Genomic DNA, 24,096 nt, shown 5'->3' on the forward strand with positions numbered 1-24,096 from the left:
ACGCTCCAATCGACCAGCCGTCAAGGGCGGAACCAGTGCTGAGGATGTGGATCTATGTTCTGCCATATATGTTTCGTCTCGCGGTATTCGTCAAGACCTTTCGGGCCCAGTTCGCGCCCGATTCCGGACTGCTTGAAGCCACCCCACTCGGCCTGCGGCACGTACGGGTGGTAGTCGTTGATCCAGACGGTGCCGTGCCGCAGCCGCCCCGCGACCCGCTGCGCCTTGCCGGCGTCGCGCGTCCACACCGCCCCGGCCAGCCCGTAGTCGGTGTCGTTGGCGATGCGGACCGCCTCGTCCTCGCCGGTGAAGGTCTCCACCGTTAGCACCGGGCCGAACGACTCGTCGCGGACCACGGTCATGCCCGGGCGGCACCCGTCGAGGACGGTCGGCAGGTAGAAGAAGCCGCCGGCCAGCTTCGGGTCGTCCGGCTGGCGGCCGCCGCACAGCAGCACGGCGCCCTCGGCCAGGCCCGCCGCGACGTAGCCCTCGACCTTGGCCAGGTGCGCCGCCGAGATCAGCGCCCCGGTCTCCGCCTCGGGGTCGAACGGTCCGCCGAGCCGGATCCGGGCGGCCCGCGCGACGATCTCGTCGACCAGCTCGTCGTGGATCGACTCCTCGACGACCAGCCGCGCCCCGGCCGAGCAGACCTGCCCGGAATGCAGGAAGACCGCGGTCAGCGCGAAATCGACCGCGGTCTCCAGGTCGGCGTCGGCGAACACGACGTTGGGGTTCTTGCCGCCCAGCTCCAGCGCCACCCGTTTGACCGTGGCCGAGGCGGCCGCCATCAGGGCGCGGCCGGTCGGCAGGCTGCCGGTGAACGAGACCAGGTCGACGTCGGGATGCTCGGCGAGCGGCGCTCCGGCTTCCGGGCCGGCGCCGAGCACCAGGTTGGCCACGCCGGCCGGCAGCCCGGCCTCTTCCAGCAGGCGCATCAGCAGGATCGCCGTGGACGGGGTCAGCTCGCTGGGCTTGAGCACGAACGCGTTGCCGGCGGCCAGCGCCGGGGCGACCTTCCACGAGGTCTGCAGCAGCGGGTAGTTCCACGGGGTGATCAGCCCGCACACGCCGAGCGGCTCGTGCACGATCCGGCTGATCGCGTCGGCCCGCCCGGTGTCGATGACCCGGCCGGCGTCGGTCGCCGCGATCCCCGCGTAGTAGCGGAAGCAGGCGGCGACGTCGTCGATGTCGTACTCGCTCTCCACCACGCGCTTGCCGGTGTCCAGTGACTCGGCGCGGGCCAGTTCCTTCTTGTCCCGCGCGATCAGCTCGGCCACCCGATGCAGCAGGGCGCCGCGCTCGACCGCCGGGGTCCGCGGCCACGGGCCCTCGTCGAACGCCTGCCGGGCCGCGGCGATGGCGGCCAGCGTGTCGGCCCGGCCGGCCTCGGCTACCGTGGCGACCAGGCTGCCGTCCGCGGGGCAGCGGATCTCCCGCCGCCCGCCGGCGACCGGGTCGCGCCATTCTCCGCCGATCAGCAGCTGTGTCACGCGCCGTCCTCCAGCCGGTAGAAGGGAGCCGAGACGGGCGCGAGCGGGGTGTTGCCGAGGATGAGGTCGGCCGACTTCTCGGCCACCATCATCACGGGCGCGTAGATGTTGCCGTTGGTGACGTACGGCATCACCGAGGCGTCCACCACCCGCAGCCCCTCCAGGCCGTGCACCCGCAGGCTGCCCGGGTCGACCACCGCCATGTCGTCGACGCCCATCCGGGCCGTGCAGGACGGGTGCAGCGCCGTCTCGCCCTCCCGCGCCACCCAGTCGAGGATCTCCTCGTCGGTCTGCACGGCGGGGCCGGGCGAGGTCTCGCCGCCGTTGAACGCGTCGAGGGCCGGCTGGTTGAGGATGCCGCGGGCGACCCGGACGGCCTCGACCCATTCGCGGCGGTCCTGCTCGGTGGAGAGGTAGTTGAAGCGCAGCGCCGGATGCACCCGCGGGTCCCGGCTGACGATCTTCACCGACCCGCGCGCGTCGGAGTACATCGGACCGACGTGCACCTGGTAACCGTGGCCGCCGGCCGGCGCCGAGCCGTCGTAGCGCACCGCGATCGGCAGGAAGTGGAACATCAGGTTGGGGTAGTCGACCGTGTCGTTGCTCCGGACGAAGCCGCCCGCCTCGAAGTGGTTGGTCGCGCCCGGGCCGCCGCGCAGGAACAGCCACTGCGCGCCGATCCACGGCCGGTGGCGCCACTTCAGGTAGGGCTGCATCGAGACCGGTTGGGTGCAGGCGTATTGGACGTACACCTCGAGGTGGTCCTGAAGGTTTTCGCCGACGCCGGGGAGGTCGTGCACCGGCGTGATGCCGAGCGCGGAGAGCTCGCCGGCGTTGCCCACCCCGGAGAGCTGCAGCAGCTGCGGCGAGTTGATGGCTCCGCCACAAAGGACCATTTCTTTCCCGTACGCGCGGCGCGGAGCACCGCGGCCGACGGTGTATTCGACGCCGACCGCCCGCGTGCCCTCGAAGAGAACCCGGGTGACGAAGGCCCTCGTCCGGACCGTCAGGTTGGGCCGCTTCATCACCGGGTGCAGGTAGGCGCGGGCCGCCGACAGCCGGCGCCCGCGGCTGATCGTCCGGTCGAAGAGGCCGAAGCCCTCCTGCTGCCGGCCGTTGACGTCGGTGGTCTCGGGATAGCCGGCCTGCCGGGTCGCCGCCAGCATCGCCTGGAAGATCGGGTTGGTGCCGGGGCCGCGTTCCAGCACGAGCGGGCCGTCGTGGCCGCGGAACTCGTCCTCCGGGCCGGCGGCGAGGCACGACTCCATCCGCTTGAAGTACGGAAGGCAGTGCGCGTAGTCCCAGGACTCCATGCCCGGGTCGGCCGCCCACCGCTCGTAGTCCAGCGGGTTGCCGCGCTGGAAGATCATCCCGTTGATGCTGCTGGACCCGCCGAGCACCTTGCCGCGGGCGTGGTAGATCCGGCGGCCGTTCATGTGCGGCTCGGGCTCCGACTCGTACTTCCAGTCGTAGAACCGGCTGCCGATCGGGAACGGCAGCGCCGCCGGCATGTGGATGAAGACGTCCCACGGGTAGTCGGGGCGGCCGGCCTCCAGCACCAGCACCTTGTTTGCCGGATCGGCGGAGAGCCGGTTGGCCAGCGCGCAGCCCGCCGAGCCGCCGCCCACGATCACGAAGTCGTACGTCATGACCGGCCCGCCTCGACCTCGGCGACCGCCACGTGCACCACGCCGTCGATCACCTCGACCCGGTGGGTCCGGATCGGCTTCTTCGCCGGCGGCGCGTCGACCTGCCCGGTCCGCAGGTCGAAGCGGGAGGCGTGCAGCGGGCACTCGACCTCGCAGCCCTCCAGCCAGCCGTCGGCCAGCGAGGCGTCCTGGTGCGTACAGGTGTCGTCGACGGCGTACACCTCGCCGTCGTCGGTGTGGAAGATCGCCACCGGGGTGTCGATCGCCCAGCGGTACGCCTCGCCTCGGGGGATGTCGGCGAGCGGGCAAACGGGTCGCATCATCGGGGCTCCAGGGCGGCGGTGGGTATCGGGCTCGGGGCCCGCAGCTGGCGGCGCCACCGGGTGAAGAGCTTCGGCTGGTTCATGCCGAGCACGGCGACCGGCTCGCCGTCGCGCTCGTAGAGGGCCAGGAAGGCGCGCTGCTCGGGATCGCCGTCGACGATCCGTACGGTGTCGCCCTCCTCCCGGTGGCCGGCGAACTGGATGCGGACACCGTACTGGTCGGACCAGAAGTAAGGTACCGCCGGCGGGCGGGGCGGGGGAGCGCCGAGCAACGACGCCACCGCGGCCGCGGGCTGCTCGAGCGCGTGCGTCCAGTGCTCGGCGCGGACCGCGCGGCCGGCGAACGGGCTGAACGACGCGGCGCAGTCGCCGGTGGCGACCACGGTGGGCAGGCCGGTCGCGCCGTGCGTGTCGGTGACGACGCCGCCCGAGATCGCCAGCCCCGAGCCGGCCAGCCACTCGACGTTCGGCTGGGCGCCGATGCCGACCAGCACCACGTCGGCCGGCAGCCGGGTGCCGTCGGCCAGCTCGACCGCCTCGATCCGGTCCGTCCCGGCCAGCCCGGCGACGGGCGTGCCGGTCAGCAGCCGTACCCCGTGGTCGCCGTGCAGGTGGGCGCAGACGGCGCCCATCTCGGCGCCGAGCGGGCCGGCGAGCGGCGTCGGGAGGGCCTCGACCACCGTCACGTCCAGGCCGAGCGACCGGGCGCCGGCGGCGACCTCGGCACCGATGAAACCGGCGCCGATGACGACCAGCCGCCCGCCGCCGAGCAGCGCCTCGCGCAGCGCGACCGCGTCGTCGAGCGTGCGCAGGGTGCGGACGTTGGCCAGGTGGCCGGTGTGCGGGAGCCGGCGGGCCCGGGCGCCGGTCGCGACGATCACGCCGTCGACCCGGATCTCCTCGCCGCCGGCCAGGTGGACGCTGCCGGCCCTCGGGTCGAGCCGGGTGGCCGTGGTGCCGAGCCGCCACCGTACGCCCAGGTCCTCGTCGTCGTCGCCCAGCGCGAGATCGGCCGCCGTGCAGGCCCCGGTCAGGAAGTCCTTGGACAGCGGGGGCCGGTCGTAGGGCTCGTGCCGCTCGGCGCCGATCGCGATGATCTCGCCCTCGTAGGACTGCTGCCGCAGGGCGCGGGCGGCGGCGAGGCCCGCCAGCGAAGCGCCGACAATAGCGACTTTCTTCAGCACGCCACCCGCCCTCGTTGTGTAAGGCGAAACAGTTGTTGAATTACGCAACAGATTGCACGGGGCCCGACGGTTAGTCAAGGGCGGGGTTCGCCTATTGTTGCGCCATGAGCAACCCTGCTGAGGCCGGTCCGGCTCCCGTCCAGTCGGTCGACCGCGCGCTGAGCATCCTGGAGATCCTCGCCCGCCGGCGCGACGCCGGGGTCACCGAGATCGGCAAGGAGCTCGGCGTCCACAAGTCCACCGCGTTCCGCCTGCTCGCCGTCCTGGAGGGCCGCGGTTTCGTCGAGCAGGTCGCCGAGCGCGGCACGTACCGCCTGGGCCTGGGCATCGTGCGGCTGGCCGGGGCGATCACCGCGCAGCTCGACCTGACCCGGCAGGCCCAGGCGGCCTGCGAGCGGCTCGCGGCCGACCTCGGCGAGACGGTGAACATCGCGATCCAGGACGATGGCCGTGCCGTGAACGTCACCCAGGTGCGGGGCGCCGCGGCCATCGCCAGTTACAACTGGATCGGGCAGCACACCCCGCTGCACGCCACCTCCAGCGGGAAGGTCCTGCTGGCCTTCGGTCCGGAGAGCGTACGCACGCGGGTCCTCGCCGATCCGCTGCCGCGGTTCACCGACGCCACCGTCACCGACCCGGCTGCCCTCGACGAGGAGCTCGGCCGGATCCGGCAACGGGGGTGGGCCGCCACGGCCGAGGAGTTCGAGGTGGGGCTCAACGCCATCGCGGCGCCGGTGCGCGGCGCCGACGGCGCGGTCATCGCCGCGCTCAGCATCTCGGCGCCGGCCTACCGCCTGGCCCGGGAGTCGTTCGCCGAGGTCGCGCGCCAAGTGATCGAGGCGGCCGACGAGGTCAGCAACCGGATGGGCTACGTGCCGCAGGGTGTTGTGTAACGCGCAACGCGCATCGTATGGTGCAACGCATGACGACAGCGACCGGCCTGGCCGTCCAGGAGTACATCCTCACCCTCACCTGCGCCGAGCGGCCCGGCATCGTGCACCAGGTCTCCGGCTTCCTCGTCGCGCACGACTGCGACATCCTGGAGAACCAGCAGTTCGGCGACCGCGCCTCGGGCCGGTTCTTCATGCGGGTGCACTTCCAGCGGCACGGCGACGACCTCGGCGCCGAGGTGCTCCGGGCCCGGTTCGCCGCGATCGCCTCCACCAGCGACATGGAGTGGGGCCTGCACGCCGCCGGCGATCGCCCGCGCCTGCTGCTGATGGTCTCCCGTCTCGGCCACTGCCTCAACGACCTGCTCTTCCGCTGGAGCACGGGCGCGCTGCACGCCGAGATCACCGGCATCGTCTCCAACCATCCCGACTTCGCCGATCTCGCGGCGACCTACAAGCTGCCGTACCACCACCTGCCGGTCACCCCCGAGACGAAGCCCGCGCAGGAGGCCCGCCTCCTGGAGATCGTCGAGAAGGACCAGGTCGACTTGGTGGTGCTGGCCCGGTACATGCAGATCCTGTCGACCGGCACCTGCGCGGCGCTGGCCGGCCGGGCCGTCAACATCCACCACTCGTTCCTGCCGAGCTTCGCCGGCGCCCGCCCCTACCACCAGGCGCACGAGCGCGGGGTCAAGCTCATCGGGGCCACGGCGCACTTCGTGACGCCGGACCTCGACGAGGGGCCGATCATCGAGCAGGAGGTGGTACGGGTCGACCATGCCCGTACCCCCGACGAACTCACCGCCGTCGGCCGCGAGGTCGAGTCCCTGGCGCTCGCCCACGCCGTGCAGGCGATCGTCGAACGTCGCGTCCTGCTCAACGGAAACCGGACCGTCGTTTTCCGCTAGCCTGTTGCGTATTCCACTCTGAGTTGCGTTTGATGGAACAGAGTTGGGAGGACCCTTCATGACCAACCCCCCTCGCGTAGTCATCATCGGCGCCGGCGTCGTCGGCAGTGCCCTCGCGGACGAGCTGACCGAGCGCGGCTGGACCGACGTCACCGTGGTAGACCAGGGCCGGCTCTTCGCCACCGGCGGCTCCAGCTCGCACGCGCCCGGCCTGGTCTTCCAGACCAACCCGTCGAAGACCATGACCGAGTTCGCCAGCTACACCGTGCGCAAGCTCAACGGCCTCACGCTCGACGGCCAGTGGTGCTTCCGGCAGGTCGGCGGCCTCGAGGTCGCCACCACCGAGGCCCGCTGGACCGACCTCAAGCGCAAGCACGGCCTGGCCACCTCGTGGGGGGTCGAGGGCGCGCTGCTGAGCCCCGGCGAGTGCGCGGCCCTGCACCCGCTGCTCGACCCCGGCAAGATCCTCGGCGGTCTGCACGTGCCCACCGACGGGCTGGCCAAGGCCGTCCGCGCGGTCGAGGCCCAGGCCCGGCGCGCGATCGCCCGCGGCGCCCGCTTCCTCGGCGAGCACACCGTCACCGGCATCGGCCGGGAGAGCGGCAAAGTCACCGGCGTCGAGACGGACCAGGGCTTCATCCCGGCCGACGTGGTGGTCTGCGCCGCCGGCTTCTGGGGCCCGCGGATCGGCCGCATGGTCGGCCTCACCGTGCCGCTGCTGCCGCTCGCCCACCAGTACGCCAAGACCGGCCAGGTGGCCGCCCTGGCCGGCGTCAACGACCCGGCCCTGGAGGCGACCCACCCGATCCTGCGCCACCAGGACCAGGACCTCTACTACCGGGAGCACGAGGACCGGATCGGCATCGGCTACTACGGGCACCGCCCGATGCCGGTCGACGTCGACGACATCCTCTCCCCGGCCGACGCCCCGGTGATGCCCAGCGTGCTGCCCTTCACCGAGGAGGACTTCGCCGAGGCCTGGCAGGAGAGCGTGGCCCTGCTGCCGCACCTGGCCGGCACCAAGGTGGAGGAGGGCATCAACGGCATCTTCTCCTTCACCCCGGACGGCGGCCCGATCATGGGCGAGCACCCCGACCTCTCCGGGTTCTGGGTCGCCGAGGCCGTCTGGGTGACCCACTCGGCGGGCGTGGCGCGGGCGATGGCCCAGTGGCTCGTCGACGGCCAGCCCGAGACCGACGTGCACGAGTGCGACCTGCACCGCTTCGAGCAGCTGCAGCTGGCGCCGAGCTACATCGAGGAGCGCGGCAAGCAGAACTTCATCGAGGTGTACGACATCATCCACCCGCTGCAGCCGATGGAGCGGCCCCGCCCGCTGCGCACCAGCCCGTTCTACCAGCGGCAGCGCGAGCTCGGGGCGTACTTCCTGGAGGGCGCCGGCTGGGAACGGCCGTACTGGTACGAGTCGAACGCTGTGTTGCTACCGGCGCCTGGTTCTACGGACGGCGCGGAGAACCCGGGCCCCTCCGGGGCCGGTCATACGTCGCTCACGGCTTTGCCACCGCGGGACGAGTGGTCGGCGCGGTACTGGTCGCCGATCGCCGCCGCGGAGGCCCTCGCCACCCGGGAGCGGGTCGCGATGTACGACATGACCCCGCTGAAGCGGCTGGAGGTCAGCGGCCCCGGCGCCCTGGCCTTCCTGCAGCACCTGACCACCAACAACCTCGCGAAGTCGGTCGGCTCGGTCACGTACACCCTGATGCTCGGCCACGACGGCGGCGTCCGCAGCGACCTCACCGTCGCCCGGCTCGGCGAGCAGGTGTTCCAGGTCGGCGCGAACGGGCCGCTCGACGAGGACTGGATGCGGCGGCACCTGCCGGCCGACGGCTCGGTGCGGGTCCGGGACATCACCGGCGGCACCTGCTGCATCGGCCTGTGGGGCCCGCGGGCCCGCGACCTGCTGCAGCCGCTGACCCGGACGGACTTCTCGCACACCGCCCTGAAGTACTTCCGGGCCCAGCCGGCCTACCTCGGCGAGGTGCCGGTCACCGCCATGCGGCTGTCCTACGTCGGCGAGCTGGGCTGGGAGCTCTACACCTCCGCCGACCTGGGGCTCAAGCTGTGGGACACGCTCTGGGAGGCGGGCCGGGAACACGGCGTCGTCGCGGCCGGGCGCAGCGCCTTCAACAGCCTCCGGCTGGAGAAGGGCTACCGCGCCTGGGGCACCGACATGACCACCGAGCACGACCCGTACGAGGCGGGCCTGGCCTTCGCCGTCCGGATGGACAAGGGCGACTTCATCGGCCGCGCCGCGATCGAGGGCCGGTCCGAGGAGACCTCCCGGCGCCGGCTCACCTGCCTCACCCTCGACGACCCGGCCGCCGTGGTGCTGGGCAAGGAGCCGGTCTTCGCCGCCGGCCGCCCGGTCGGGTACGTGACCAGCGCCTCGTACGGCTACAGCATCGGCCGCACGGTCGTCTACGCCTGGCTCCCCGGCGAGCTGTCGGTGCCCGGCACCCCCCTCGCCGTCGAGTACTTCGGCGAACGGCTGCCGGCGACCGTCGCCGCGGAGCCGCTCTTCGACCCCCAGATGGAACGGATCCGCCGGTGAACCCCTTGGTCAGCCTCCCCGCCAGCCTCATCCGGACCCTCCCGGGCCACTACTACACCGATCCCGCGATCTTCGCTCAGGAGCAGGAGCGGATCTTCGAGACGATGTGGTTCTGCGCCGCGCGCGCGAGCGACCTGCCCAACCCGGGCAGCTTCCGCTCGGTGGCGGTCGGGCGGGAGAGCGTCCTGCTCGTCCGTGGCCGCGGCGGCGAGCTGCGCGCCTTCCTGAACATCTGCCGCCACCGGGGCGCGAAGCTCTGCACCGAGGAGAGCGGCGAGGTGCGGCGCGCGTTCCAGTGCCCGTACCACGCCTGGACCTACGGCCTGGACGGCAAGCTGGTGGCCGCGCCCAACCTGACCAAGATGCCGGACGTCGACCGGGTCGAGTACGGCCTGGTCAACGTGCACCTGCGCGAGTGGCTCGGGTACGTCTGGGTGTGCCTGGCCGACGAGCCGCCCTCGTTCGAGGAGGACGTGCTGGGCGCGGTCGGCGAGCGGCTGGGCACGGCCGGGGCGATCGACGCGTACGAGATCGACAGCCTGGAGGTGGGCCGCCGGATCACGTACGACGTGAAGGCCAACTGGAAGCTGATCGTCGAGAACTTCATGGAGTGCTACCACTGCGCGACGATCCACCCCGAGCTGACCGAGGTGCTGCCCGAGTTCGCCGACGGCTACGCCGCCCAGTACTACGTGGGGCACGGCGCCGAGTTCGGCTCGGAGATCCGGGGCTTCACGGTGGACGGCAGCGAGGGCTTCGAGAAGCTGCCCGGCGTGACCGAGGACCAGGACCGGCGGTACTACGCCATCACCATCAAGCCGCAGGTCTTCGTCAACCTGGTCCCAGACCACATCATCTTCCACCGGATGTACCCGGTGGCCGAGGACCGCACCGTCGTCGAGTGCGACTGGCTCTACTCCACGGAGGTCGTCGCCTCCGGGAAGGACGTGACCCGCTCGGTGGAGCTTTTCCACCGGGTCAACGTCCAGGACTTCGACGCCTGCGAGCGCTGCCAGCCGGCGATGTCCTCCCGGGCGTACGCCAAGGGCGGCGTCCTGGTCCCCTCGGAGCACCACATCGGCGCCTTCCACGAGTGGGTCACCGACCGCCTCGGCTAGGACGCCGGAATTCGGCTCAGCGCTGCCGCCCCGCGGCCGATGTGATGCTCAAACGGGCACGCGAGGTGGCAGAGGCTGCGATGACGACTGGATCCGATCCGGGCGAGACCGGGTGGCGGCCGAGTGCCCGGATGGCCGCACTTGCCCCGGTCCTCGTCGCCGTTTCTGGCCTCGCGTGGGTAGCGGTGTGGCTGGTGATTCGCCATCCTGACCAGATGGTTCTCGGCAACCTCGGCGGATCGGTCGTGCTGTTGGCGGCCACGATCGCCTGTTACCGGGTCAGCCGTGGCGAGCGGACGGCCGGCGCGGTGCGCGGCTTCTGGCGCCTGTGGTCGTATTCGGCCGCCGCGCTGTTCGTCAGCACCATCGCCGCGATCGTGGCGGCCGCCCGCGGGGACTCCGGCATGCCGCTCTACGAGGCGGCGCCGACCCTGGTCAGCCTCAACCTCGCGATGCTCGCGTTCCGGCACGTGCCGCTCAACCAGCGCAGCACCTTCGATTGGGTACGTCTCGTCCTCGACGGCGCCGCCGTGGCGGTGTCCGGCGGCGTGTTCTTCGGCTACGCCCTGCTCGACGAGGCGGCGGCCGGCCCGCCGGTGGCCGCCCGGGCCACGGCCGCGGTGGTCGGCGTCGGCTGCCTGCTCGCGCTGGTCGTCTTCGGCAAGGCCGCGGTCAGCCCGCAGGGGCGGATCGACAAGGGGGCGCTGACCGTCCTCGCGCTGACCCCGATGGTCGGGCTCGCCGCGGTGATCGTGTTCCTCGGCGGGACCCCGATGGGCATGATGCTGCTCTCGGTGGTCGGGTATCCCCTGGTCGGCCTGGTGATGTGCGGGGCCGCCCTGCGGCAGTCGCTGGTCGACGCCGGCTCCGTGCGCCGCTGGGAGCGGGGGAGCCGGCGGGCCCTGGCCGATCCGCTGCAGTACCTCGCGGTCACCGTGGTCGCGGCGCTGGTGATCACCGTGTCGGCCCGGGACCTCGACACCCGCGGCCGGGCCGTGATCGTGGGCGCGGTGCTCACCGCGGCGATCCTGGTGGCAAGGCAACTTCTGACCGTACGGGAGAACACCTCGGCGCTGGCCGACATCCGCCGGCTCGCGCTCAGCGACTCGCTGACCGGCCTGCCCAGCCGTACCGCGTTCGGCGTGGCCCTGACCGAGCGCCTGCAGGCGGGCCGGTCCGCGACCGTGCTGATGATCGACGTCGACGACTTCAAACTGATCAACGACACGCTCGGCCCGTCCGCCGCCGATCAACTGCTCCAGCAGATCGGGCTACGGCTGCACGACATCTGCGGCCCCGGCGAGGTGGCCGCCCGGCTCGGCGGGGACGAGTTCGCCGTCCTGCTGGCCCCCGACTGCACGGCCGAGGCCGAGCGGGCCGCGGGCCGTGCCCTGCAGGCCGTGAGCGAACCGGTCCAGGCCGCCGAACACCAGCTCATGCTGCACGCCAGCATCGGCATCGCGACCGCCGCCCCGGGCGAGTCCGCCGACGAGGTCCTGCGCAACGCGGACATCGCCATGTACGCCGCGAAGGAGGGCGGCAAGGCCGGCTGGGTACGGTACGACCCGCGGATGCGGCAGGACATGACCGAGCACGCCCGGATCGCCGGCGAGCTGCGCGACGGCATCGCCCGCGGCGAGCTGCGGCTGCTCTACCAGCCGGTCTTCGACCTGCGCACCGAACGGATGCACGGCGCGGAGGCGCTCGTCCGCTGGCACCACCCGGTCCGCGGCCCGGTCTCCCCGGCCGAGTTCATCCCGGTCGCCGAGCGGTCCGGGCTGATCGTGCCGCTCGGCGCCTGGGTGCTCCGCGAGGCCTGCACGGTGCTCGCCCGGTGGCGGGCGGAGCTGCCGTGCGGCGCGATCGAGGCGATCAACGTCAACGTCGCGGTCCGCCAGCTCCGCGAGCCGGACTTCGCCGCCACGGTCGCCGCCGTGCTCGCGGAGGCCGGCCTCGCGCCCGGCAACCTCGTCCTCGAGGTCACCGAGTCCGCCGTGGTCGACGGACCGGAGGTCAAGCAGACCCTGCAGCAGTTGCACGAGATGGGCGTCCAGCTCGCCCTGGACGACTTCGGCACCGGCCAGTCGTCGCTGAGCCTGCTGCGTGCCTTCCCGGCGAACGTCCTCAAGCTCGACAAGTCGTTCGTCGACGGCATCGCCGCGGACGCCGACCGTGGCCGGCACGCGATCGCCGCGGCGGTCGCGCAGCTCGCCGACAACCTGGGCCTGAAGGCGGTGGCCGAGGGCATCGAGGCGCGGGACCAGCTGATCCGGCTGCGGGACATGGGATTCCCGTACGGCCAGGGCTTCCTCATGGCCAAGCCGATGCCGGCCGACGACTGCATGGCCCTGATGGCCGCCGAAAGCCGGATCGCGGCGGCCTGAGCGGCCGGACTCGTCCGGCGTCGCCGCGGGCCCGCGCCAGGTATCTGGCCCGCGAGGGCATCGTGGCATGATCCACGAGTGGCGGGGCTGACCAGGCTGCGCGGCCGGCCAGCCGCGCTCGGGGTGCTGGCGGCCGTCGCCGCCGGCATCCTCGCGGCCGTGCAGGCGCGGGTGAACAGCGGGCTGGCCGGTCAGCTGCGGGACGGCCTGGCCGCCGCGCTCGTGTCCAACGGCTCGGCGCTGCTGCTCGTCTCCATGCTGCTGTTCCGGGCCGGTGTCCGGGCCGGACTGCGCCGCGCGGTCCGGCTCCGCCCCTGGGAACTCGCCGGCGGGGCGTGCGGCGCGCTCTACGTGACCGCCCAGGGAGTCAGCGTCGCCGGGCTCGGCCTGGCGGTCTTCACCGTCGCCGTGGTCACCGGGCAGTCCGCCGGGGCTCTGCTGGTGGACCGGGCCGGCCTCGCGCCCGGCGGCCGGCTGCCGCTCACCCGGGCCCGGCTGATCGGCGCGGCTCTCGCGGTCGTGGCGGTGGCGGTGGCCGCCGCCGGCCGGCCGCGGGCCGGGGTGCCGGTCGCGCTGGTCCTGCTGGCGGTGCTGGCCGGCGCCGGGCTCGCGGTGCAGGGCGCGGTCAACGGCCGGGTCCGGCAGGCGGCCGGGGCGGTCGCGCCGGCCGTGCTGGTCAACGCGGTGGTCGGCACCGCCGGCCTGGTCCTGGCGTTCGGCGGCGACGTGGCGGTGCGCGGCCGGCCGGCCGGTGTGCTGCCGGCGCCGTGGTGGTTCCTCGGCGGCGTGATCGGCCTCGTGGTGATCGCGATCGGGGTCGGCGTCGTCCGGCACACCGGGGCGCTGCTGCTCGGGCTCGGCCTGATCGCCGGTCAGGTGCTCGGGGCGGTGGCGATCGACGCGGTCGCGCCGGGGCCGGGCGGCCGGCCCGGGCTCCCGGTGTTTCTCGGCGCCGGCCTCGCGCTGGTCGCCGTGGCGACCGTCCTCGGCTCGCCGCCGAAAACCTTTCGATCCTGAATCTGTTCATCGGCAAGGCAGTTGTCAGGCAAGAAAGATCCGCGACTATTGACATCGGCCGATGTGCTGATAGCTTTCGTGAAAAGGTTTTCGAGGAAAGCGGGACCGAGCGATGCGTGACTTCACTCTCGGCCGGCGGGCGTTGCTGCGAGCCGCCGGCGTCGTCGCGGCGGGTGCGGCCGTCGGCGTGACGCGGTCGGCGCCCGCCGTCGCCGCGACCCGACCGGACACGGGTGTGTCGCTGTACGCGTTTCCGCTCACGGCGGTCTCCCTGCTGCCGGGCCCGTTCCGGGACAACATGACCCGGACCCTGGCGTACTTCGACTTCGTGAACGCCGACCGGCTGCTGCACACCTTCCGCACCAACGCCGGCATCGCCAGCTCGGCGCAGCCCTGCGGCGGCTGGGAGAGCCCGGACACCGAGCTGCGCGGGCACTCCACCGGGCACCTGATGTCCGGGCTGGCCCAGGCGTACGCGAACACCGGCACCGCGTCCTACCGGACCAAGGGCGACTACATCGTCAACGCCCTGGCCGCATGCCAGGCGGCCTCGCCCAGCCGGGGCTACCACGCCGGCTACCTGTCGGCCTTCCCGGAGAACTTCTTCGACCGGCTGGAGAGCGGCCAGTCGGTGTGGGCGCCGTACTACACGATCCACAAGATCATGGCGGGCCTGCTCGACCAGTACCTGCTGGCCGGCAACGGCCAGGCGCTGACCGTGCTCACCAACATGGCGGCGTGGGTGAAGACCCGTACCGACCCGCTCAGCACGACCCAGATGCAGAACGCGCTGCGTACCGAGTTCGGCGGCATGCCCGAGGTGCTCACCAACCTGTACCAGGTCACCGGCGACGCCAGCCACCTGGCCACCGCCCAGCGCTTCGACCACGCGCAGATCCTCGACCCGCTCGCCGCCGACAGCGACCAGCTCTCCGGCTTCCACGCCAACACGCAGATCCCCAAGATCCTCGGCGCGATCCGGGAGTACCACGCCACCGGGACGAGCCGGTACCGCGACATCGCCCGCAACTTCTGGGACATCGTGACCGCGCATCACACCTACGTGATCGGCGGCAACTCCAACGGCGAGTACTTCAAGGCGCCGGATCGGATCTCCACCGAGCTCTCCGACAGCACCTGCGAGGTCTGCAACACGTACAACATGCTCAAACTGACCCGGCAGCTGTTCTTCACCGACCCGAGTCGTACGGACTACATGGACTACTACGAGCGGGCGTTGTTCAACCAGATCCTCGGCGAGCAGGACCCGAACTCCAGCCACGGCTTCGTCACGTACTACACGCCGCTGCGGGCCGGCGGCATCAAGACGTACTCGAACGACTACGACGACTTCACCTGCGACCACGGCACCGGCATGGAGTCGCAGACCAAGTTCGCCGACAGCATCTACTTCTCCAGCGGCGAGACGCTGTACGTGAACCTGTTCATCGCCTCCACGCTGACCTGGCCGGGGCGGGGCATCACGGTCCGCCAGGACACCACCTTCCCGGCCGCCTCGACCAGCAAGATCACCATTACGGGTACGGGTCACATCGCCCTGAAGATCCGGGTGCCGTCGTGGACCACCGGCATGACCGTCAAGGTGAACGGCACGACCCAGAGCGTCACGGCCCAGCCGGGCAGCTACCTGACCATCGACCGGACCTGGGCCTCCGGCGACGTGGTCGACCTGACCGTGCCGGCCGCGCTGACCTTCCCGCGCGCCAACGACAACGCGGGCATCGGCGCCGCTCAGTACGGCGCGATCGTGCTGGCCGGCGAGTACGGCTCGACCGACCTCGGCGGCAACCTGCCCACCCTGCAGACCGCGAGCCTCACCCCGGACCCGGCCAACGCGCTGCACTTCACCGGCGCGGCGAGCACCGGCGCGGTCTCGCTGATCCCGTTCTACAAGATGCACCACCAGCGGTACACGGTGTACTGGAAGCTCACCGGCGGCGGCCAGCCCGGCACGTCGTACGAGGCCGAGGCGAGCGGCAACACCCTGGCCGGCCAGGCCGCCGCACGCGGTTCGGCCGGCGCCTCGGGCGGCGCGCTGGTCGGCTACGTCGGCGGCGGCGCGGGCAACTACCTGCAGTTCAACAACGTGCTGGCGAGCGCGGCGGGCGCCCGACAGGTGACCGTCTACTACGCCTCGGGCGAGAACAGGTCCACAACCGTCAGCGCCAACGGCGGCACCGCGGTCTCGGTCAGCACCCCGAGCACCGGCGGCTGGGACACGATCGGCTCGGTGACGGTGTCGCTGCAGCTCAACGCGGGCACCAACACCATCCGCTTCGGCAACCCAAGCGGCTGGGCCCCCGATTTCGACCGGATCTTGGTGAGCTAGACATCTTTCGGGGCTCAAGGTTTGGGCGAGATGTGGCGGTTGGCGGGTGTGCGCTGTTCTGCTCGTGCGGCCGGCTTGCTTGCCTTGGCCCGGGGCTGCGTGGTTGCTCCCGACCGGCCCCGCCGGGAGCAACCACGCAGCCCCGGGCCATGGCGAGCTAGCCCGGCCACCCACTGAGCTGGGCTGGCCCCGCCGCAGCCCCGGGCCATGGCCGGCAAGCCCGGCCATCCACCAAGCCGACAGCGAACCATCCGCCCGGTACAGAAGAGTGCGCGCTCACCTCGAGCGCGAAGATGTCTAGTACCGGAAGCGGGCGACCAGGGCGCTCAGGTCGTTGGACATGCGGGCCAGTTCGCTGGTCGCGTGCTGGGTCTCGGCGACGCCCTCGCTGGTGATCAGGGCGGCCCGGGCGACGGTGGTGATCTTATGGGCGATCTGAGTGGTGCCGGCGGCGGCCTCGCTGACGCTGCGGTTCATCTCGGCGGTGGTGGCGGTCTGCTCCTCCACCGCCGAGGCGATCGTGGTCTGGAAGTCGCTGATCCGGGCGATGACCTGCGAGATCTGGTCGATGGCGGCGACCGCGCCGCTGGTGTCCGCCTGGATCGTCTCGACCCGCTGGGAGATGTCCTCGGTGGCCCGGGCGGTCTCCTGAGCCAGGTCCTTGACCTCGGAGGCCACCACCGCGAAGCCCTTGCCCGCGTCGCCGGCCCGGGCGGCCTCGATGGTGGCGTTCAGCGCCAGCAGGTTCGTCTGCTCCGCGATCGCGGTGATGACCTTCACGACGTCGCCGATCTCGGCGGAGGAGTCGCCGAGTTTGGTCATGGTCTGCGACGTGGTGGCGGTCAGCGCCACCGCGTCCGCGGCGACCCGGGCCGCCTCGGCCGCGTTCTGGGAGATCTCCCGGATCGAGGCGCCCATCTGCTCGCTGCCGGCGGAGACGGTCTCGACGCTGCGGGAGACCTCGTCCGCGGCGGACGAGACGGCCTGCGCCTCGGTGGAGCCCTCCTGCGCCGAGCCGGCGATCTGCGCGGCGGTGCTGCTCATCTGCTCGGTGGCGCTGGCCAGCGAGGCCGCGGAGGTGTCGATGGTCTGCACGGTCTCGCGCAGGTTGCCGATCGCGACGTCGAGGGCCTGGGCCATCTGCCCGGGCTCGTCGCGGGAGGTGACCCCGGAGGTCCTTGTGAGGTCGCCGGCGGCCAGCGTGTCGCAGACGCCCTTGACCCGCAGCAGCGAGGTGACGATCCGGCGCGCCACCAGCAGGCCGACGGCCAGCGCCAGTGCCGCTCCGAGGATCATGACGACGATCGAGATCCGGCTGCCCGACTGGTACCCGGATTTGGCCGATGCCGCGTTGCGTGCGGCGTCGGCCGTCTCGGCCGCGTCCAGTTCGGTGAGGTACTCATCGACCTTCGCCACGACCGGGTTCGTCTCGTTGTCGCGCACCGTCGCCCAGGTGCCGAGGTCGTGGCTCGCCCCGGCGGGCAGCAGCTTGGTCTTCGCCAGCGACAGATATTGCTGCCACGCCGTGTTGAGCTGGTCGATGGTGTTCGGGTCGCCGGCCGGGTTGCTGGATTGATACTTGGCCATCGCCGCGTCGAACTCGGCCGCCTTGGTGTTGAACGCGCCCGTGTACTTGGTCACGTCGGCGGCGGTGATGGAACCGATCTGGTTCGCCGCGGCCAGCCGGGCCTGGTAGATCGCCGCTTTCAGCTGGCTGACCAATTTGATGTTGGCAACGTTGCTGTTGTAGATCAGCTGGGCGGCGTTGCTACTGTCCCGGAGGCGCACCAGGCCGAGCACACCGACTGCTACCGTCACCACGACCGCGGTGACCACCGCCGAAACGATCTTGACGCTGACGCTGACATCGTCGAACGACCCGCCCAGTTTGCCCCGCATGACCATACAGTTGTCCGCACCACGCGGCACCGGGGCTGATTCGAAAAATCTCTAATCCGGCTCAGCCGTGCATGACCGCGTGCGCGTGCTCCCGGGCGGGCGCGCCGAGCGCCGCGTTCAGCTCGCCGAAGAGGGCACTGGCGGTCACGCCGGGCCAGCCGGGCGGCAGCAATTCCAGGGGCAGGCCGGGATCCCGGTACGGCAGCCGCCGCCACTCGGTGAGCATCGGCACGTACATTCCGAAGGCCTCCCGCGGTGTCGCCCCGCTCGCGGTGACCCGTTCGAGGAGCGGGCGGTGCCGGCTCAGGAAGTCCTCGTACAGGGCGGTCAGGTCGTCCAGGTCCCACCACTGGGGCACCTTCGAGCGCAGGTCGCCGAAGGCGAAGTAGTCGCCGGTGAAGATGTCGACGTAGCCGGAGAGGCCGCGCCGCTCGAGGGTCCGCCGGGTCTCCGCCGCGAGGTTGCCCGGCGCCACCCACACGCCGGGCGCCGCCGTGCCGAAGCCGAGCCGGGTCAGGCTCGTCCGCAGCGCGTGCCGCTTCTCCCGCTCGGACTCGGGCACCGAGAAGACGACCACGAGCCAGCCGTCGGCGGCGACCGCCCGGACCCGCTCGAAGATGCGGATGTCGCCCTCGGCGAGCATCTCCAGGGTGGGGCCGTCGAGGGAGTAGCCGACCGCGCCGTCGTGCCGCTCGCTGCACAGCACGCCCCGTCGTTTCAGGCGGGAGATCGAGGAGCGTACGGCCTGGCCGTCGACGCCGAGATCCGCCATCAGCCGCACCACGGACGCCACCGACAGCCAGTTGTTCTCGGCCCGCGCGTACAGCGCGAAGATCGTGATGATCAGCTGGGCGAGCCGGGTGTCGCGGCCGGTCAGTGCGGGCGCCGTCGCCACCTCCGCCGTCATGGCCGTACCCTACCTGAGCGCCACTTCACGGTGCGGTCTCCAGCGCAGGTGGGTGTCGGTCCCGGCGACCGCCGGGCGGAGCAGCGACAGCCGCGGCCGGACGGCGTCGGTGCGGGACGACGGCGGCTTGCGGCGGCCGGCCTGGAACTGCACCGGCCAGTCCGCGGCGGCGCCCCGATACTCCTGCTCCGCCGCGGCGTGCAGGGTCCAGTGCGGGTCGTACAGGTGGGTGCGGCCGATCGCGCACAGGTCGGCGCGTCCGGCCAGCAGGATCGAATTCACGTCGTCGTACGAGGCGATGGCGCCCACAGCGATGACGGCCGCACCCGGGACCTCGTGCTTGATCCGGTCGGCGAACGGCGTCTGGTACGAGCGGCCGTAGGCGGGCCGCTCGTGCTTGGCGACCTGGCCCGAGGAGACGTCGACGGCGTCGGCGCCGTGCGCCACGAAGGCCCGGGCGATCTCGACCGCGTCGTGCTCGGTGTTGCCGTCCTCGATCCAGTCGGTGGCCGAGATCCGCACGCTCATCGGCCGTCCAGCCGGCCAGACGGCACGCACGGCGTCGAACACCTCCAACGGGAACCGCAGCCGGTTCGCCGGCGAACCGCCGTACTCATCCGTGCGCCGGTTCGCCACCGGCGACAGGAACGAGGAGAGCAGGTAGCCGTGCGCGCAGTGCAGTTCGAGCAGGTCGAAGCCGGCCTCGGCGCCCCGGCGCGCGGCGGCGACGAAATCCGCCACCACCTTGTCCAGGTCGGCGCGGGTGGCCTCCCGGGGCACGTGGCAGTCCGGGCCGTACGGCAGCGCGGACGGGCCGAGGACCGGCCAGTTGCCGGCCGGCAGCGGGTCGTCCATCCCCTCCCACATCAGCCGGGTCGAGCCCTTGCGCCCGGAGTGGCCGAGCTGCAGCCCGATCCGCGCGGTACTGCGCTCATGCACGAAGCGGACGATCCGGGCCCAGCGGTCGCGCTGCTCACCGGTCCAGATCCCGGTGCAGCCCGGCGTGATCCGGCCCTCCGGCGACACGCAGACCATCTCGGTCATCACCAGCCCGGCGCCGCCCATCGCCTTGGAACCCAGATGGACCAGGTGGAAGTCGTCCGGCATGCCGTCGACCGCCGCGTACATGTCCATCGGCGACACGATGACGCGGTTCTTCAGCTCGAGCCGGCCGAGCCGGAACGGCTGGAACATCGCCGGCGCGACCGTGTCCAGCCGGTGCGCGGCCGCGAAGGCGGCGTCCACCCGATCGGCGAAGGCGGCATCACGGGTACGCAGGTTCTGGTAGGTGATGCGACGGGAGCGGGTCAGCAGGTTGAAGCAGAACGTCGTCGGGTCCTGGCCGACGTACAGCCCGATGTTCTCGAACCACTCGAGGGACGCCTGCGCCGCCCGCTGGGTCGATTCCACCACCGGGCGACGCTCCGCTTCGTACGCGGTCAAGGCGGTTTCGATGTCGGGGTTCTCATGCAGGCAGGCGGCCAGCGCGAGGGCATCCTCCATGGCCAGCTTGGTGCCCGAGCCGATCGAGAAGTGCGCCGTGTGCGCGGCGTCGCCGACGAGCACGAGGTTGCCGTGGTGCCAGTGCCTGTTGCGTACGGTCGTGAAATTGAGCCATTTGGAGTTGTTGGCCCGCAGCTCGTGCCCGGCCAGCTCGTCGGCGAAGATCTCCCGCAGCCGCGCGACGGCCCGCTCGTCGGAGACCCCGGCCGGCAGCGCCGGATCGTCGAAGCCGGCGCGCCGCCAGACCTCCTCGTGCATCTCGACGATGAAGGTCGAGCCCTCGCCGGAATACGGGTAGCCGTGGACCTGCATGGTGCCCCACGGCGTCTGCTTGATGAAGAACTGGAACGCCTCGAAGACCAGGTCGGTGCCGAGCCACATGTACTTGTTGCGGCGCCGGTCCAGGGTGGGGCCGAAGACCTCCGCGTGCGCGGCCCGGATCGCGGAGTTGACGCCGTCGGCGGCCAGTACCAGATCGTGGGTCGCGCGCAGCGCCTCGGTGTCCGGGGCGAGCGTCGAGAAGTGCAGCGTGACGCCGAGCTCCCGGCACCGCCGCTGGAGCAGGCCGAGCAGTTCCTTACGGCTCATCGCGGCGAACCCCTGGCCGCCGACGGTGTGGCTGACCCCGCGGAAGTGGATGTCGATGTCGGTCCAGCGGGCGAACCGGCCGGCCATGGCGGCGGCGAACTCGGTGTCGGCGTTGTCGATGCCGCCCAGCGTCTCGTCGGAGAACACCACGCCGAAGCCGAACGTGTCGTCGGGGGCGTTGCGCTCCCAGACGGTGATGTCGTGCGCCGGGTCGAGCTGTTTCATGAGCGCGGCGAAGTAGAGCCCACCCGGGCCGCCGCCGACGATCGCGACCTTCAACGGACCTTCTCCTTCTGCTCGGCCTGCTCGGCCTCGACGATGCCGCGCAGCACGAAGTGCTGGAGCTTCCCGCTCGCGTTGCGCGGCAGGGCATCGCGGAAGCGCACGTCGCGCGGGTACTTGTACGGGGCCAGGGTCCGCTTCACGTGGTCCTGGATCTCCTTCGCCTTCACCGCGTCCCCGGTCGCGCCCGCGCGCAGGACCACGAAGGCGCAGACGACCGAGCCGCGCTCGCTGTCGGGCCGTGCGACGACCGCGCACTCGACCACGTCGGGGTGGGTGCCGATCGCCGCCTCGACCTCGGCGCCGCCGATGTTGTAGCCGGAGGAGACGATCATGTTGTCGGTGCGCGACCGGTAGAAGAAGTAGCCGTCGTCGTCGCGGACGAAGGTGTCACCGGTGACATTCCAACCCTCATGGACGTACGCCCGCTGCCGCTCGTCGTCCAGGTAGCGGCAGCCGACCGGCCCGATGACGGCGAGGCGGCCCGGTTCGCCGGGGCCGAGCTCCCGGCCGTCCGGCCCGAGGATCGTGGCCCGCCAGCCCGGCACCGGCCGGCCGGTCGAGCCCGGGCGGATGTCGTCGCCGGCCGCGGAGATGAAGATGTGCAGCAGTTCGGTCGCCCCGATGCCGTCGACCACCCGCAGGCCGAGCCGGTCGCGCAGCTCCTCCCAGGTGGACCGCGGCAGGTGCTCGCCGGCGGAGACCGCCACCCGCAAGCCGGCGAGGTCCCGCTCCCGGCCCGCGCGCAGGACGGTCTTGTACGCGGTGGGCGCGGTGGCCAGCGCGGTCACGCCGTGGCGGGCGACGAGCTCGGCCATCTGCACCGGCGTCGCCGCCTCGGTCAGCAGCGCGCACGCGCCGGCCCGCAGCGGGAAGACGACCAGCGAGCCGAGGCCGAAGGTGAACGCGAGCGGCGCGGAGCAGGCGACCAGGTCGTCCGGGGCGAGCCGGAGCACGTGCCGCCCGAAGGTGTGGTCGATGGACAGCAGGTCGCGGTGGAAATGCATGGTGATCTTCGGCGCGCCGGTGCTGCCGGAGGTCGGGCCGAGCAGCGCGACGTCGTCGGCGGCCGTCCCGACGTTCTCGAACCGGCCCGGCTTCCGGCCGGCCCGGGCCGCGAGGGTCGCGTAGTCCACGATCGTCATCGACGGGTCGTCCAGGGCCTGGACGTCCTCGAGGAAGCGGTTGTCGACGAGGGCGAACGCGGGGCGGGTGCGCTCGACGATCGGCGCGATCTCCCGGACCCGCAGCGCGGCCATGCTGGTGACCGCGACGCCGCCGGCCTTGAGCACGCCCAGCCACGCCGCGACCGTCCACGGGTTGTTGGGGGAGCGCAGCATGACCCGTTGGCCCGGCACCAGGCCGAGGTCCTCGGTGAGCACCTGGGCGACCTGGTTCGCCCGTTGCTGGAGCTCGCCGTACGTCCAGGTCTCCCCGTCCGGGGTGCGCAGCGCCGGCCGGTCCGGGCCGAACGTCGCCACCGGACGGTCGATGAGGTGGGTCGCGGCATTGAGCCGGTCGGGATAGCGCAGCTCGGGCAGGGTGAACTCGATGGCCGGCCAGCGGTGCGCCGGCGGCAGGTGGTCGCGGGTGAACGTGTCTACGTGGGCGGATGGCGAGGCCACAGGCTTTTGTCCTTTCCGGACGCGGCGCGGATCATGCCCTCTTGCGCGACGGTCGCCAGGTGGCGGCCGTCCCGGGTGAAGAAGCGGCCGGTGCCGAGGCCGCGGCCACCGTCGGCGGCGATGGCGTCCTGGGCGTACAGCAGCCAGTCGTCGACCGAACCACGGCGGTGGAACCACATCGCGTGATCGAGGCTGGCGGTCACCAGCCCGGCCTGGTCCCAGGGCCGGTCGAGCACGCGCAGGACGGGCTCGAGGATGGTGTAGTCGCAGACGTACGCGAGCGCGGCGGTGTGCAGCTGGTCTCGGGTGAGGCCGTCGACCGGCCGCAGCGGGTCGAACGGCTTGACCCAGACCGCCTGGTGCGGTTCGCGGGAGCCCTCGACCCGCAGGTAGACCGGGCCGGGCACGTGCCGCATGTCGAATCCGCGCCCGCCCGACCAGTACACCTTGGACGCGGCGTCGACCGGCTCGTCCCGCAGGTACTCCGCCGCGCTGGGCAACGACGAGGGGTCGGGTACGCCGTCGGGGAAGGCGCTTTCGAACGTGTCGCCGGCCTCGGTCACGTGGAAGGAGGCCATCGCCGCGTACACGACCTTGCCCGACTGGTACGCCCGGAGGTGCCGGGTCGAGTAGCCGCGCCCGTCACGCAGATGCTCCACCTCGTAGCGGACCTCGGCGCCGATGTCCGCCGGGCGCAGGAAGTAGCTGTGCATCGAGTGCAGCGACCGGTCGCCGCCGACCGAGCGGGCCAGCGCGGCGGTGGCCGGGCCGACCAGGTCGCCGCCGTACGCCTTCGGCCACGGGCAGGGCTGGGTGGTTCCGACGTACGCCTCGTCGAAGTGCTCGGCCTCGACCGGCTTCAGCGTGAGCGCCGCGGTGACGATCTCCGAGGTGCTCATCGGTCGACCCAGTCGGGCAGGTCCTCGTCGGCGACGTCGGGCAGGTTGACCACGATGTTCTCCGGGGTGCGGGTGGTCAGCCAGGTGAGCGGCTCGGTCCGGCTGATGTTGCACTCGACGTGCGGCATGAACGGCGGCACGAACACCCAGTCGCCGGCCGCCAGGTCGACGTAGTCCTCGAAGCGCTCGCCGAAGTAGATGCGGCCCCGGCCGGAGAGCACATAGCCGCCGGTCTCGGCCTCGCCGTGGTGGTGGGTCACCGAGCGGTAGCCGGGGTCGTTGTGCACCTTCCCGAACCACAGCCGGGTGGCCGGGGTGTGCTGGATGCTCACCCCCGACACGCGGACCGCGCCGCCCGAGTCGGCGGTGTTCGCGTTCTCCCGGCCGCAGCGGGTCACCACGGGGGCTACCAGGCCGCTGGGCAGCCGGTACATCGAGTTGTCGCCTTCCAGGACGTACTTGCTGAGGTCCGGCTCCATATCTCGTATTTTTCACGGCCGTCAGATAAAGT

General features: G+C 71.8%; 17 protein-coding genes. 7 read left to right on the forward strand and 10 right to left on the reverse strand.

What is annotated here, in order from left to right; translation table 11 throughout:
• Positions 1 to 20 precede the first annotated feature (20 nt).
• The 4 genes from IH26_RS0102705 to IH26_RS0102720 are packed head-to-tail and all read right to left on the reverse strand — an operon-like array spanning position 21 to position 4,646.
• Positions 21 to 1,490 (reverse strand): aldehyde dehydrogenase family protein, encoded by a 1,470-nt coding sequence (locus tag IH26_RS0102705; RefSeq protein ID WP_030434481.1) that lies wholly within the window; start codon positions 1,488 to 1,490, stop codon positions 21 to 23.
• Positions 1,487 to 3,139: a choline dehydrogenase gene (gene betA, locus IH26_RS0102710; RefSeq protein WP_030434482.1), complete on the reverse strand. Its 1,653-nt coding sequence runs from the start codon at positions 3,137 to 3,139 to the stop codon at positions 1,487 to 1,489. The genes IH26_RS0102705 and betA overlap by 4 nt, the downstream gene beginning before the upstream one ends.
• Positions 3,136 to 3,462, reverse strand: coding sequence for a bifunctional 3-phenylpropionate/cinnamic acid dioxygenase ferredoxin subunit (locus IH26_RS0102715; RefSeq protein WP_030434483.1), 327 nt, complete (start codon positions 3,460 to 3,462; stop codon positions 3,136 to 3,138). Before IH26_RS0102715 ends, betA begins: the two co-directional genes overlap by 4 nt.
• Positions 3,459 to 4,646, reverse strand: a complete 1,188-nt coding sequence (locus IH26_RS0102720; RefSeq protein ID WP_245664883.1) for an NAD(P)/FAD-dependent oxidoreductase — start codon at positions 4,644 to 4,646, stop codon at positions 3,459 to 3,461. Before IH26_RS0102720 ends, IH26_RS0102715 begins: the two co-directional genes overlap by 4 nt.
• Before the next feature lie 104 nt (positions 4,647 to 4,750).
• On the opposite strand from IH26_RS0102720, the gene IH26_RS0102725 reads away from it, so the two are divergent.
• The 7 genes from IH26_RS0102725 to IH26_RS0102755 all read left to right on the forward strand — a co-directional run bounded on the left by IH26_RS0102725 (position 4,751) and on the right by IH26_RS0102755 (position 15,882).
• A complete protein-coding gene (locus IH26_RS0102725) occupies positions 4,751 to 5,539 on the forward strand; it encodes an IclR family transcriptional regulator (RefSeq protein ID WP_030434485.1) in 789 nt (262 codons plus the stop codon).
• 29 nt (positions 5,540 to 5,568) lie between these two features.
• Positions 5,569 to 6,444 carry a formyltetrahydrofolate deformylase gene (gene purU, locus IH26_RS0102730; RefSeq protein WP_030434486.1) on the forward strand — a complete coding sequence of 292 codons (876 nt, stop codon included), beginning with the start codon at positions 5,569 to 5,571 and terminating at the stop codon, positions 6,442 to 6,444.
• A 58-nt stretch (positions 6,445 to 6,502) separates the two neighbouring features.
• A complete protein-coding gene (locus IH26_RS0102735) occupies positions 6,503 to 9,013 on the forward strand; it encodes a GcvT family protein (RefSeq protein WP_030434487.1) in 2,511 nt (836 codons plus the stop codon).
• Positions 9,010 to 10,131, forward strand: coding sequence for an aromatic ring-hydroxylating oxygenase subunit alpha (locus tag IH26_RS0102740; protein WP_245664884.1), 1,122 nt, complete (start codon positions 9,010 to 9,012; stop codon positions 10,129 to 10,131). The genes IH26_RS0102735 and IH26_RS0102740 overlap by 4 nt, the downstream gene beginning before the upstream one ends.
• 215 nt (positions 10,132 to 10,346) lie before the next feature.
• Positions 10,347 to 12,515, forward strand: coding sequence for a putative bifunctional diguanylate cyclase/phosphodiesterase (locus tag IH26_RS0102745; RefSeq protein WP_245664885.1), 2,169 nt, complete (start codon positions 10,347 to 10,349; stop codon positions 12,513 to 12,515).
• Between the two features lie 78 nt (positions 12,516 to 12,593).
• The gene (locus tag IH26_RS0102750) at positions 12,594 to 13,532 is read left to right on the forward strand and encodes a DMT family transporter (protein WP_051807319.1); all 939 of its coding nucleotides are present in this window, start codon (positions 12,594 to 12,596) and stop codon (positions 13,530 to 13,532) included.
• 112 nt (positions 13,533 to 13,644) lie between these two features.
• A complete protein-coding gene (locus IH26_RS0102755) occupies positions 13,645 to 15,882 on the forward strand; it encodes a beta-L-arabinofuranosidase domain-containing protein (RefSeq protein ID WP_030434491.1) in 2,238 nt (745 codons plus the stop codon).
• Between the two features lie 297 nt (positions 15,883 to 16,179).
• Here IH26_RS0102755 and IH26_RS0102760 read toward each other — a convergent pair whose 3' ends face one another.
• The 6 genes from IH26_RS0102760 to IH26_RS0102785 form a co-directional block, all read right to left on the reverse strand.
• On the reverse strand, positions 16,180 to 17,781 hold the full coding sequence (locus IH26_RS0102760) for a methyl-accepting chemotaxis protein (protein ID WP_030434492.1): 1,602 nt from the start codon (positions 17,779 to 17,781) through the stop codon (positions 16,180 to 16,182).
• A 61-nt stretch (positions 17,782 to 17,842) separates the two neighbouring features.
• Positions 17,843 to 18,688, reverse strand: coding sequence for a PaaX family transcriptional regulator (locus IH26_RS0102765; protein WP_030434493.1), 846 nt, complete (start codon positions 18,686 to 18,688; stop codon positions 17,843 to 17,845).
• A 9-nt stretch (positions 18,689 to 18,697) separates the two neighbouring features.
• Positions 18,698 to 21,058: a bifunctional salicylyl-CoA 5-hydroxylase/oxidoreductase gene (locus IH26_RS0102770; protein ID WP_030434494.1), complete on the reverse strand. Its 2,361-nt coding sequence runs from the start codon at positions 21,056 to 21,058 to the stop codon at positions 18,698 to 18,700.
• A complete protein-coding gene (locus IH26_RS0102775; RefSeq protein ID WP_030434495.1) occupies positions 21,055 to 22,686 on the reverse strand; it encodes an AMP-binding protein in 1,632 nt (543 codons plus the stop codon). The genes IH26_RS0102770 and IH26_RS0102775 overlap by 4 nt, the downstream gene beginning before the upstream one ends.
• Complete coding sequence (locus IH26_RS0102780; RefSeq protein WP_051807321.1) at positions 22,662 to 23,585, reverse strand: acyl-CoA thioesterase; 924 nt, start codon at positions 23,583 to 23,585, stop codon at positions 22,662 to 22,664. The genes IH26_RS0102775 and IH26_RS0102780 overlap by 25 nt, the downstream gene beginning before the upstream one ends.
• The gene (locus IH26_RS0102785; RefSeq protein ID WP_030434497.1) at positions 23,582 to 24,064 is read right to left on the reverse strand and encodes a cupin domain-containing protein; all 483 of its coding nucleotides are present in this window, start codon (positions 24,062 to 24,064) and stop codon (positions 23,582 to 23,584) included. The genes IH26_RS0102780 and IH26_RS0102785 overlap by 4 nt, the downstream gene beginning before the upstream one ends.
• Positions 24,065 to 24,096 lie beyond the last annotated feature (32 nt).

Source organism: Actinoplanes subtropicus (genome assembly GCF_000721705.1).
Taxonomy (GTDB): Bacteria; Actinomycetota; Actinomycetes; order Mycobacteriales; family Micromonosporaceae; genus Actinoplanes; species Actinoplanes subtropicus.

Coding starts and splice junctions, on each gene's coding strand:
- betA (WP_030434482.1), bottom strand. CDS start 3,139: ATGACGTACGACTTCGTGATCGTGGGCGGCGGCTCGGCGGGCTGCGCG.
- IH26_RS0102715 (WP_030434483.1), bottom strand. CDS start 3,462: ATGATGCGACCCGTTTGCCCGCTCGCCGACATCCCCCGAGGCGAGGCG.
- IH26_RS0102725 (WP_030434485.1), top strand. CDS start 4,751: ATGAGCAACCCTGCTGAGGCCGGTCCGGCTCCCGTCCAGTCGGTCGAC.
- purU (WP_030434486.1), top strand. CDS start 5,569: ATGACGACAGCGACCGGCCTGGCCGTCCAGGAGTACATCCTCACCCTC.
- IH26_RS0102735 (WP_030434487.1), top strand. CDS start 6,503: ATGACCAACCCCCCTCGCGTAGTCATCATCGGCGCCGGCGTCGTCGGC.
- IH26_RS0102745 (WP_245664885.1), top strand. CDS start 10,347: ATGGTTCTCGGCAACCTCGGCGGATCGGTCGTGCTGTTGGCGGCCACG.
- IH26_RS0102755 (WP_030434491.1), top strand. CDS start 13,645: ATGCGTGACTTCACTCTCGGCCGGCGGGCGTTGCTGCGAGCCGCCGGC.
- IH26_RS0102760 (WP_030434492.1), bottom strand. CDS start 17,781: ATGCGGGGCAAACTGGGCGGGTCGTTCGACGATGTCAGCGTCAGCGTC.
- IH26_RS0102765 (WP_030434493.1), bottom strand. CDS start 18,688: ATGACGGCGGAGGTGGCGACGGCGCCCGCACTGACCGGCCGCGACACC.
- IH26_RS0102780 (WP_051807321.1), bottom strand. CDS start 23,585: ATGAGCACCTCGGAGATCGTCACCGCGGCGCTCACGCTGAAGCCGGTC.
- IH26_RS0102785 (WP_030434497.1), bottom strand. CDS start 24,064: ATGGAGCCGGACCTCAGCAAGTACGTCCTGGAAGGCGACAACTCGATG.